Here is an 11,626-nt window from a genome sequence, read left to right on the forward strand (position 1 = left end):
CTCCGGTGTCGAGAGCGATGCTCGCTCCATTGACCAATGGCAGCAAGAGCAACTTAATTCAGAGATCGTTGCTCTGGAAGCAACGCTGATGGCAGGCGTGAAAAGACTGCTACAGGAAAGTGGATCAGGACGTTGTAAACGTCGGACCCGCCAGAGCAGCGGGTCCGAAGGGGAGGGCTTAGAGTTTTGGCAACTGGCCGATGCGCCCGAACATCTCGGTCACGATCTGCAGGTCCAGCAGGAACTGGTCGACGGTCTTGAACTCGTTGTCGGTGTGGCCGGTGTATTTGACTTCGGGCCGGGCCAGGCCGAACTGCACGCCGTTGGGCAGTTCATGGACCGAAGTGGCGCCGGCCGAGGTGCCGAATTTGTGTTCCATGCCCAGGTTTTCGCTGGCCACGGCGAGAAGCGCCTTGACCCATTCACCCTCGGGATTGCGGTACATCGGTTCGGCGATCGAGTAATCGAAGGCCACCGCAACCTGGGATTTCTTGCTCCAGGCGTCGAGCTTGTCGGCGATTTCGCGCTTGAGCACTTCCGGGGACTTGCCCTTCGGTACGCGCAGGTTGACCGCGAGTTTGAAGGTGTTTTCATCCATTCCGACAAAGGTCAGGGAGGTGGTCAACGGCCCCATGAACGCATCGGAAAAACCGACCGCCAATTTGCCACCCAGATAATCGAGCCCCCAGTTGTCGGCAGCGTAGCGGGCCGCGTCGGTGATGTGGTTGTGCTTGAGGGCGACCTTGCCGTCGAGGCTGCTGATGAACACCAGCATTCTCGCCACCGGGTTGATTCCGGACTCGGGCTCGGAGGAGTGGGCGGAAACGCCGGTGACTGTCAGCGTGACGTCTTTGCCGACGACCTTGGCCGTCACCTCGAAATCGCCGCCATTGCGCTTGGCGTACTCGGTACCGGCCTTTTGCAGGCTGGCGGCCAGCTCGGCGGGTTTGTCACTCAGCAGGGTGGCGACCGACGCCGACGGAATCTGGTTGGTGGCCAGGCCGCCAGTCATCGAGACGATTTCAGCGCCCTTGCCGTCAGCCTTGCGCTTGGGGAAGTTGGCCATGACGGTGCCGTAGCCTTTCTCGGCGATCACCACCGGGTAGCCGCCATCCAGCGCCAGGTTGTAGTTAGGTGTGGGGTTGTGTTCGAAGTAATAAGGGATGGCGTCGCCGCTGGTTTCCTCGGTGGTGTCCACCAGCAGTTTGAAATTCCTCGCCAACGGCAGCTTTTCTTCCTTGATGACTTTCATGGCGTAGAGCGCCACCACGATGCCGTTTTTGTCATCTTCGGTGCCACGGCCATACATGCGATCGCCAATCAGGGTGACCTTGAACGGATCGAGGCGGGTGCCGTCTTTCAGGACCCAGTTTTCCGGTGTCACGGGCACCACGTCGGCGTGGGCGTGAATGCCCACCACTTCATCGCCGCTCCCTTCGAGGGAGATTTCATAGACGCGGTTGTCGACGTTGCGAAAGGTCAGGTTGAAGGCCTGGGCCAGGCTCTTGATCTTGTCGGCGATCTTGATGAATTCAGGGTTGTCGTGCTGGGCAACACCGTCCACGCGGAAGGTCGGGATCGCCACCAGTTCACGCAGCGTCTCGGTGGCGGCGCTGCCGTATTTCACCCGCGCATAGAGGCCGAGCAGGCGATGGATTTCGTTCTGCTGGTCGGCGGAAAGGCTCTTGTTGTCGAGGAAGGCAGAGATTGCCGTGCCGAGGTCGTCGGTTTTGGCCAGGTCGCTCTTGGCCACGCTTGTCAGGAACTGCCTGAAATCCGTGATCGATGCGTCACTGAACGTCTTGAGGATGGCCGCGCCTTGCTGCGGAGTAATGTTGGCGTGCGCTGCTGTGGTGAACGACGAAAGACTGGCCAGCATCAACGTTGTCGCGGCCAGGTGCTTGAGTGAGAAGTCCATTTTTGAAGGCATTCCTTTGCAGGTGTCTGATTAATGAAACAAAACATTTCAACATTAACACTGTAGGAGCGAGCCTGCTCGCGATGGTTTAAAGGACGCTGCGTTTACCCAGGCAACACGCGTTTTCGTTAACGACCATCGCGAGCAGGCTCGCTCCCACATGGTTTCCTTCTAAATGTGCACAAACTAAAAAAATGCTTTGAGATGTTATAGGGTAACAATATAAGGTGCCCGGCAGGCTGTCCTGCGGGACACGTTTATTCACCCCTTGCGTTGCGAAACATCCATGACCCTTGCACCTTCTCGCTCCACCGGCACGGCAGTTGGCCGGCTTCTTTCCATCGATGCATTGAGGGGCATGGTGATTCTGTTCATGCTGCTCGATCACGTCCGCGAAACCTTTTTCCTGCATCGGCAAGTGTCCGATCCCATGGACATCACCACGACCGAGCCGGCGCTGTTTTTCAGTCGCACGCTCGCTCATTTGTGCGCGCCGGTCTTCGTGCTGCTCACCGGTCTGTCGGCCTGGCTGTACGGTGAGAAGTACGCCGGCAAGGCCGACGTTTGCAGCTTCTTGTTCAAGCGCGGGCTGTTTCTGGTGGTGCTTGAGTTCACCCTCGTGAACTTCGCCTGGACGTTCCAGTTTCCGCCGACCGTCATTTACATGCAGGTGATCTGGGCCATCGGCTTGAGCATGCTGGCCCTGTCGGTGATGGTCTGGCTGCCGCGTCCGGTGTTGTTGCTCTTGAGCCTGGCGATCATCGCCGGTCACAACGTGTTGGACGGCCTGCATTTTCCGATCGAATCGGTGATGCACGTGCCATGGGCGATTCTCCATGATCGCGGCTGGATCGAACTGTCCGAAGGGTTTCGGCTGCGCACGTCCTATCCGGTGCTGCCGTGGATCGGTGTCATTGGCTTGGGTTACGCCATGGGCCCGTGGTTCGGGCGAGCGGCGCAGGCCAAGGGGCGTCAGCGCAAGTTGCTGCTCTGTGGCGTTTTGGGGCTGGCCGGTTTCGTCGCACTGCGGCTGCTCAACGGCTATGGCGAGAAGCCATGGAGCGTTGGCGATACGTCCGTGCAAACACTGATGAGTTTTTTCAACATCACCAAATACCCGCCGTCACTGCTGTTCATTGCGCTGACCCTGAGTCTCGGATGTTTGCTGCTTCTTTGGTTTGAGCACTTGCAGAAGAGCCAATGGCTGCGTCCCTTGACGGTGTTTGGATCAGCGCCGATGTTCTTCTATCTGTTGCACCTCTACGCACTGAAGGTTTTGTATCTCATCGCTGTAGCGCTGTTTGGATTGAATCAGGGCGCGTACTTCGGTTTCGACTCGGTAGGCGCGGTTTGGATCGCCGCAATCCTGTTGGCCATTGCGCTTTATCGCCCGGTCCGTTGGTTTTCCGGGCTGAAGGCCCGACGTCGCGACATCGCCTGGCTCAAATACCTGTAATGCCCATGAATGCACTTTTATAAAGCCGTGAGGCCTCGGTCTGCACTATGCGAAGGCAAAAGTCTGGAGCCTGTTCGCTGCTCGCGCCTGAAAAACGCTGCGCAATCAGCGTTTTCGCGATCTGGCACAAACACTGCAATACACCGGACAGGCCCACCATAAACGCAGTCGAGTGGGCAGCCCCCTCGGTCAACGACGATCGAATCATGGGCAACATCGGTGGATCAGGCATAGACGTCTGGTGCTAACACCGCAAAAGAACAGGCAAAGACGCCTGGAACCGCAAGGTTTCAGGCGTTTTTTTTTGCTTTTTGAACCGTTTTAGCCGGGTGCTTCTTATGAATTCCAATGTTGCCGCGTTGAACAAAGTGCAAACGCTGATCGTGATCGGCAATGGCATGGTCGGACATCATTGCGTCGAGCAGTTGATTGAGCGGGGCGCGCTTGACCAGTATCGGCTGCACGTCTTCAGCGAGGAGCCGATGCGTGCCTACGACCGCGTGCATCTGTCCGAGTACTTCTCGGGGCGTGATGCCGAATCGTTGGCGCTGTCCGATGCGTCGCTTTACCAGACGCCGGGCGTCACCCTGCATTTGGGTGTGCCGGTCCTTGAAATCGACCGCCCCCGTCGCCAGGTGATTACCGCGCAAGGCAGCATCCCTTACGACAAGTTGGTGTTGGCCACCGGCTCTTACCCGTTTGTGCCGCCAGTCGAAGGTGCCGAAGGCGACTCGCGTTTGGTGTATCGAACCCTTGAAGACCTCGATGCGATCCGTGCCGCAGCAGCCAATGCCCGACGCGGCGTCGTGGTTGGCGGTGGCCTGTTGGGCCTTGAAGCCGCCAATGCCCTGAAAAGCCTCGGCCTGGAAGCGCATGTGGTGGAATTCGCCCCGCGCCTGATGCCGGTGCAGCTGGACACAATGGGTGGGCTTGCGCTCAAGTCGCAGATCGAAAGACTCGGTGTCGGTGTGCACCTGTCGCGCTCTACTCAATCGATCAGCGCGGGCGAGGAATATCGCTACCGCATGAACTTCGCCAACGACGAATTTCTTGAAACCGACCTGATCGTGTTCTCGGCGGGCATCCGCGCACAAGATGCGCTGGCCCGGCAATGCGCGCTGGAGATCGGCCCGCGCGGCGGCGTAGTGATCAATGACGAATGCCTGAGCAGCGATTCGGACATTTACGCCATCGGCGAATGCGCCTCCTGGAACGGCGGCCTGTTCGGCCTGGTCGCGCCGGGTTACCAAATGGCGCGCGGTGTCGCGGCACGTCTGTGCAACGATACGGCCGAGCCGTTTCTGGGCGCCGACATGTCGACCAAACTCAAACTGCTGGGCGTCGACGTCGGCTCCATCGGCGATGCCCATGGCAACACGCCAGGCGCACGCAGTTATCAGTTCATCGACGAAACCACGGCCAGCTATCGACGGCTGGTGGTGGATGCCTCGGGCAAGCATGTCATCGGCGCGGTGCTGGTCGGCGACAACAGCTATTACGACACGCTGCTGCAATACATGCAGAACGCGATTGCCTTGCCGGGGGAACCCGCCAGCCTGATCCTGCCGTCATCCGAAGGCGCGCCGACCCTGGGCCCGGGCGCGTTGCCCGAATCGGCCACGGTCTGCTCGTGCCACAACGTCACCAAGGGTTCCATTTGCTCGGCCATCGATGGCGGCTGCACCGACCTGGGCCTGCTCAAATCTCAGACCAAGGCCTGCACCGGCTGCGGCGGTTGCGCCGGTCTGCTCAAGCAAGTGTTCGAACATGAGTTGATCGCCCGGGGCGTCAGTGTCGACAAAAGCCTGTGCGAACACTTTGCCTATACCCGTCAGGAACTGTATGCGCTGGTCCGCGTAGAAGGGGTCATCACCTTCGAAGAACTGCTGGCCAAACACGGCCGTGGCCACACCGGTTGCGACGTCTGCAAACCGGCCGTAGGCTCGATTCTCGCGTCGTGCTGGAACCAGCCGATCATGGACGCATCGCTGGTGCCATTGCAGGACACCAACGACACCTTCATGGCCAACATGCAGAAAAACGGCACCTATTCGGTGGTGCCGCGTATTCCCGGTGGTGAGATCACGGCCGACAAACTGATCGCCATCGGTGTCGTGGCGAAAAAATATGACCTCTACACCAAAATCACCGGCGGTCAGCGGATCGACCTGTTCGGCGCGCAACTGCATGAATTGCCGGACATCTGGGGCGAGCTGATCGAGGCGGGTTTCGAAACCGGGCACGCCTACGGCAAATCGACCCGGACGGTGAAGTCCTGCGTCGGCAGCACCTGGTGCCGTTATGGCGTGCAGGACAGCGTGCAAATGGCCCTGACCATCGAGGACCGCTACAAGGGATTGCGCTCGCCGCACAAGCTCAAGTTCGCAGTGTCCGGTTGCACCCGAGAGTGCGCCGAAGCCCAGAGCAAAGACGTCGGCGTGATCGCCACCGAGAAGGGCTGGAACCTCTACATCGCCGGTAACGGCGGCATGCGCCCGCGCCACGCCGAGCTGTTCGCCACAGACCTGGACGATGCCACGCTGATCCGCTACATCGACCGTTTCCTGATGTTCTACATCCGCACTGCCGACAAACTGCAACGCACCTCGGTGTGGCGCGAAAGCCTGGAGGGCGGCCTCGACTTCCTCAAAGAGGTGATCATCAACGACAGCCTCGGGCTCGGCGCCGAACTCGAATCGCAGATGCAACTGGTGGTCGACCGCTACGAATGCGAGTGGGCCAACGCCCTCAGAGACCCGGAAAAACTCAAGCGCTTCCGGACCTTCGTCAACGATAAACGCCCAGACCCGGACATCCATTTTGTCCAGGAACGCGGCCAACGGCGCCCGATCATGGCCGCCGAACTCAACCTGATCCCTGTCTCCGAGGAGATTGCCTGATGAGCCAGTCCACTACCCAACGCATCGATTCCCTGGCCGACAGCGATGTCTGGCAAACCGTGTGCGAGCAGCAGGACCTTGTCTCTAACTCCGGCGTCGTCGTGTGGCTCGACGGCGCACAAGTGGCGCTGTTCTACCTGCCGGGCGCGGAGGGCCGAAGCCTCTACGCCATCGACAACCATGATCCGCAATCCGGGGCGAACGTCATCGGGCGCGGGTTGGTCGGCAGCATCAAGGGGGACCTCGTGGTTGCTTCACCGATCTACAAACAGCATTTCCGTCTTGAGGACGGCAGTTGCCTGGAGTACCCGCAGCAACGTTTGCGGGTCTGGCCGGTGCGGCTTAACGGCGGCGTGGTGGAAGTCGGGCTGGCTTGAGGCCAAGCATCGGCAATAAGCAACGATAGCGGAGGCATCCATGAAAACAGCCGCACAGCTGCTGAAACTGAAAGTCGTGCAAAACCAGCACGTGCACAGCATCGCGCCAGACCAGATGGTGCTTGAAGCACTGAAAATGATGGCTGAGAAAAATGTGGGCGCGCTGCCGGTCATCGAAGCGGGGCAGGTGGTCGGCGTTATCAGCGAGCGCGACTATGCGCGCAAGGTCGTTCTGCAGGGACGCTCCTCGGTCGGCACGCCGGTGCGCGACATCATGAGCGCGCCGGTGGTGACAGCCGACAGTCAGCAGAGCATCGAGCGCTGTATGGAAGTCATGACTGACAGCCACCTGCGGCATCTGCCGGTGTTAGATAGCGGCGAGCTGATCGGATTGTTGTCGATTGGCGACCTGGTCAAAGAGGCAATTGTCGAGCAGGCCGATTTGATCCGGCAGTTGGAGTACTACATTCGTGGGCACTAAGCGGGCCGGGGGCATGCTGAAGTCGCATTGGCGCGCGCGGGCGAAGCGTTGAGCCTGCGTCGCAACATGCAAAGCACCTGACAAATTTTTTTTGAAATCAAGGGGTTGCCAGCCTTCGGAAATCAGTACATAATTCACGCCATCGAAAGCACTGACCGCTGAAAAAGCTCAATGTTTTCAAGGAGTTAGATCTAGATCTTCTCCAAGACTGTACGCGTTTGGTGTTGTGCTACATGACATCAGATGTTTGAGGCCGAGTAGCAAAATGGTTATGCAGTGGATTGCAAATCCACCTACGCCGGTTCGATTCCGACCTCGGCCTCCACTCTTAAAAACCCCGTAGATCAATGATCTACGGGGTTTTTTATTGCCCTAAGGAAAGTGAAGCGTTCCGCAATTTTCGGAGGGTGTTCCGCAACCTAGGCTCTGTACGAAAAGTAATGTCGTAAACACCGCATGGCACAAGCCAGTGAGACCATCGCCGCATAACTTTTCGCGAGCTTGTCGAAGCGCGTAACGATGCGGCGGTTTTCCTTCAGCCAGCCAAACATACGCTCGATGATGTTGCGCTGCCGGTACTTGGGGCGGTCAAACAGTCTCGGCAAACCCGGCTTGGGTTTGCGCTTCATGCTGCGCAGCGGGATTACCGGTTGCATCCGGTAACGGTCGCAGTAACGACGCAGAGCCTCGGCGTCATAGCCCTTGTCGGCCAACAACCAACGACAGCGTTTGCGGGGACGGCCGCGCAGGCTTGGGACGTATGCCTCATCCAGCAGCGGTTGAGCATAGGCGATATCGCTGGCCTGCCCGCCTGAAAGCAGGAAGTGCAAAGGCACGCCATTGGCATCGCACAGCATGTGAATCTTGGTCGTCAGGCCGCCCCGGCTGCGTCCGAGCGCGTGGTCTTGTGGTTCTTCAGGTCCCCTTTTTTTTCCGGCACCAAAAGAGGCCCGGGTTGCGCGCACCGCCGTGGAGTCAATCATCCAGGTATCCAGATCGATTAACCCTTGTTCGTTCAACCTGATGTGAAGTCGCTTGAGCATCAGGTTGAATGCCCCGCGATTACGCCAATCTCGAAACCGCCGATAGACCGTGGACCATGGCCCAAAGTGCTCGGGCATATCGCGCCAGGCGGCTCCCGAACAGAGCACCCAGAGTATGCCGTTGAGCATCAGTCGATCATCTGCGCGGGGCCGGCCGTTTCGACGACTTTCCATAAAGAGATCAGCGACCAAATCCCTGGCCGCATCAGAGAGTTCATACCGCTTTGCCATCAATGGATTCCTTTCCTTCGATGACCAACTCTACCGAATCTCAGCTCCCAAGAGCCCACTGTGAGATTTCAAAGGATTTCGTACAGAGCCTAGGACGCCGATAGGTTTCAAAGGTTGGCTGGCCACGCCTTTATTGTATGCCCCTTATAGTCTAATACCTTCGCCAAGATGACAGTAACTCTAAGAGCTAGTGCGCCACCGGATACTGGATGGCTTACGTCGGTGATATTTAATTAAGTTTAAAGTTTGGTTGTGCTAATAATTATTATTATTTCCATGATAAACCCAATTTCCTGCTACTAGCTGTAGGTTGTCGTCGTTATTGGCATTAGCATTAAGCTCATCAACAGCGCGCAAGGCGAAGGTCAAAACCATTCTGCGCGTATCTGAAATCACTGTGCCTGGCGAGTGGAAGGCAACTCCATCAATGAGAAGTGCATCACCAGCTCTGCACGGTATAGGAATTGCTTGGTCTAACAAATTTTTAAATTCCGGATGCTCATCCATCCATGTACCACCGTGGCCTTGTCGGCCGGAGTGATGAATAAAATCTAAATGTTGTGAGCCTGGAAGGATATGAGTGGCGCCGTCAGCTTCATTGGTGTCTTGAAGGTAGATCATAAGTGATATTATTGTGTTGGACCATTGTAAAACGTCCCGATGAAGCCTAAACACATTAAGGTTTGGCGGTAGCACTGATAGGTGGTTGTGTCGGTTTTTTACGAGTACAACATTGGGGCCTAGGATGCTTGTTATAATTCTAATAATTTTATCGGATTCAAAAATTGTTAGAATTGATTCGGGGATGGTTTCCGAGATTCGCCGTATTTTACTAAAAGTATAGGCGTCATCTTCAATTGGGATTAAGGATAGAGATTGTTCTCGGATTTTTTGTAATTTATCTTGCGAAATGGCTTGCGAAATACGAAGATATCCGCTGAGTCGGAAGTATCTAGCTAAAGATGAGTTGGTGAATTCATTTGGTTCAATGTTCATAAATTTTTTTTATCTCCGCTCCTAGTTGAAGCGCTAGTGTGTAGCGTTCTGGGGTCCCGAAATCCAACAAAAGTGAAAGATCTGAATTGATATGTGCAGAAACTAATAAGTCTTTTGCATATGATGGCATTAAATCAAGTTCAAGAGAGCTGGCACCTGTAGGAAAACTCCCACAGATAAAATTTTTATTGAACATGTAGCAGCCAGTACTGCTGAATCGAGAGTGATCATTTTCAATTGTTTTGCAAATGGCTTTGTCTTCATTGAACGAAACGACGGTGCCTGCATTATTGACAACTATGGCTCCTTCATTTTGAAGGCTTTTGCGTGTAACTACTTGAGTTATCGGACTCAATCCCGTAACGTGTTGTTTAATAATCGCCTCTATGTCTATATCCAGCAATGTGTCACCATTAAGGGTCATGATATAGTCAGTGGATATAAATTCGGATGCATATTTTATGAGACCGCCTGTTCCCAGAGAGTAAGGCTCCCGGATGCAACGGACACCTCTCATTTCCCAAAACGGCGACTCAAATATATTGTGTATTGCTTCGTGTAAATGGCCTGTACCAATTACCACCGGATAACCATGGGAACAGTAGCAGCCTACCATCCACAACAAGAACGGTTTGTTAGCGACAGGTAACATGCATTTTGGTGTTTTCTGACACAGTAACCCCATTCTGGTTGCCAAGCCAGCCGCAAGGATTAAAATTGTTGTATTTTGGGGGGGGGAACTATTTGATGAGTTTTTTTGCATAAGTTAAAATTCTTGTAAGGCTTCAGTAAAGCGTCTTATTGCGAGCGGTAGTGGTGAGCTGGCCTCGACTAACGGTATACAGATCTCTGAAAGTCCGTTTTTGCACTGTTCAAATAATAATTCTGCAGAGTCGACTGAAATGCCGTGCAAGGATAATGAAAATTGAATGGTTTTTTTGTATGCGTTGATGATTTCTTGGCGTGAAATGGATGTCTCCCCGTTTGTATGCATTGACTTCAGATTGTCTGCATAAAAAAAGTGCTGGCTGGCATAGTCAGGTGTCCGCTCCAATATGTGTAAATGTCTGCTCTCGAATTGCTCTCTAGTGATATTTTTATAAGCAATATCCTCATTTAATAGTGCGGCCTCAGTGGAGGCGAAAATTTCTTTATCTATTCCCCAGAGGTTGTCTATGCTAGAGATGCTATTTCTGGCGATTGAAAATAGAGCATGCCGTACGCCGCTATTGTTTTTTTGTTGAATGTTGTAATGTTTTGCGAGTTGGTCTAAGTTCGTATTGGTGGTATTTGGCGAATGAGAGTGGGCGCAAAGTACCATCCTCAATGCTACGGAAAAAATTTTGTTGTCTGATACGCTCCAGCTATTTGGAGATGTTTTTATAATGAGGGAGGTGAGAGAGTCGATAGAGGGTTTTATATTGAGTGACTCTATTCTGCGTCTGTGCCGATCCGCATTTGCGTTTAAAAAATCTAGGAATAGTGTGTCTTCAGCTGATTTTGCTTCTGTTTGGTATGAGATCGCGAGATTTAATTGCTCGTGACTACTGAAATTTGAGTATTGTTTGGAGAAGTAATTGTTACGTATGTCCAGTGTCATATCATGTACTCCTTCTACTCTTGGGTATATTTATGCGGTTCGGTGATGATGTGCTTTTGCTTTTCTGTCAACGTGTTTGTCGCTAGTCGATAGCTAAAATCATTTCATGGGACTATAGCCTAAATCTGCGGTGCGCAAGGGATGATATGAGTTGGCTATTGGGAACAACAAAAGAGACGTGATTGGGTTCTGCGGAATTGAGCGACCACTCAACAAAGGATGGGGTAGCTAGGTTGTCTTTCAGACAATCCGAGCCGCTAGCTGCAGGGTCGTTGCTTAGACGATCCAAAGTCCGCGACTGCGCTTTTCTCAGAATGCGATCAGCGCCACCGCTGGCAACACATTCTTCGTTAGACGATCCGAGCCGCCTTCATCGATCAAAGGTTGAGCAGAAGGATCGGCGAAAGCATTCAGTAGGCTGGTATGGAACTGATTTTAAGTCTCAGTTCTAATTAGAAAACATCATTGAATTAATGCTTTTCATTGGTCCAGTCAATTTGATCACCGAGCTCTGTAGGAGCGAAACGGTCTGAGTTGAGGATCTGCTATTGGCCGATTCTTTTCTAACACGAGAGGTAGAAAACGACCCAAAGCTGACGCTGCGGATTGCAGGCGGGGGGATAG

At 54.4% G+C, this 11,626-nt stretch carries 9 protein-coding genes and 1 tRNA gene; 5 read left to right on the plus strand and 5 right to left on the minus strand.

Annotated elements, in window-relative coordinates; translation table 11 throughout:
• Window positions 1-178: 178 nt before the first annotated feature.
• On the minus strand, window positions 179-1,918 hold the full coding sequence (locus PMI32_RS14350; protein WP_008029568.1) for a dipeptidase: 1,740 nt from the start codon (window positions 1,916-1,918) through the stop codon (window positions 179-181).
• 286 nt (window positions 1,919-2,204) lie between these two features.
• On the opposite strand from PMI32_RS14350, the gene PMI32_RS14345 reads away from it, so the two are divergent.
• From PMI32_RS14345 to PMI32_RS14325, 5 genes are all read left to right on the plus strand, one after another.
• Window positions 2,205-3,374: an acetyltransferase domain-containing protein gene (locus tag PMI32_RS14345; protein WP_032828765.1), complete on the plus strand. Its 1,170-nt coding sequence runs from the start codon at window positions 2,205-2,207 to the stop codon at window positions 3,372-3,374.
• Window positions 3,375-3,712: 338 nt separating this feature from the next.
• The gene (nirB, locus tag PMI32_RS14340; protein ID WP_008029574.1) at window positions 3,713-6,274 is read left to right on the plus strand and encodes a nitrite reductase large subunit NirB; all 2,562 of its coding nucleotides are present in this window, start codon (window positions 3,713-3,715) and stop codon (window positions 6,272-6,274) included.
• Window positions 6,274-6,651, plus strand: coding sequence for a nitrite reductase small subunit NirD (gene nirD / locus PMI32_RS14335; RefSeq protein ID WP_008029576.1), 378 nt, complete (start codon window positions 6,274-6,276; stop codon window positions 6,649-6,651). Before nirB ends, nirD begins: the two co-directional genes overlap by 1 nt.
• 40 nt (window positions 6,652-6,691) lie before the next feature.
• A complete protein-coding gene (locus PMI32_RS14330) occupies window positions 6,692-7,132 on the plus strand; it encodes a CBS domain-containing protein (RefSeq protein WP_008029579.1) in 441 nt (146 codons plus the stop codon).
• Window positions 7,133-7,383: 251 nt separating this feature from the next.
• Window positions 7,384-7,457 (plus strand) — tRNA-Cys (locus PMI32_RS14325).
• 94 nt (window positions 7,458-7,551) lie between these two features.
• Here PMI32_RS14325 and PMI32_RS29790 read toward each other — a convergent pair.
• The 4 genes from PMI32_RS29790 to PMI32_RS30290 form a co-directional block, all read right to left on the minus strand.
• Window positions 7,552-8,406 (minus strand): IS5 family transposase, encoded by an 855-nt coding sequence (locus PMI32_RS29790; protein ID WP_008029581.1) that lies wholly within the window; start codon window positions 8,404-8,406, stop codon window positions 7,552-7,554.
• Between the two features lie 255 nt (window positions 8,407-8,661).
• Entirely contained in the window at window positions 8,662-9,402 is a 741-nt protein-coding gene (locus tag PMI32_RS29795; protein WP_008029582.1) for a phytanoyl-CoA dioxygenase family protein, read from the minus strand.
• On the minus strand, window positions 9,392-10,165 hold the full coding sequence (locus tag PMI32_RS29800) for a sugar phosphate nucleotidyltransferase (protein WP_008029584.1): 774 nt from the start codon (window positions 10,163-10,165) through the stop codon (window positions 9,392-9,394). The genes PMI32_RS29795 and PMI32_RS29800 overlap by 11 nt, the downstream gene beginning before the upstream one ends.
• A 3-nt stretch (window positions 10,166-10,168) precedes the next feature.
• Window positions 10,169-11,002: a hypothetical protein gene (locus PMI32_RS30290; RefSeq protein ID WP_008029586.1), complete on the minus strand. Its 834-nt coding sequence runs from the start codon at window positions 11,000-11,002 to the stop codon at window positions 10,169-10,171.
• Window positions 11,003-11,626: the final 624 nt, after the last annotated feature.

It is taken from the genome of Pseudomonas sp. GM60, from assembly GCF_000282415.1.
GTDB lineage: Bacteria > Pseudomonadota > Gammaproteobacteria > Pseudomonadales > Pseudomonadaceae > Aquipseudomonas > Aquipseudomonas migulae.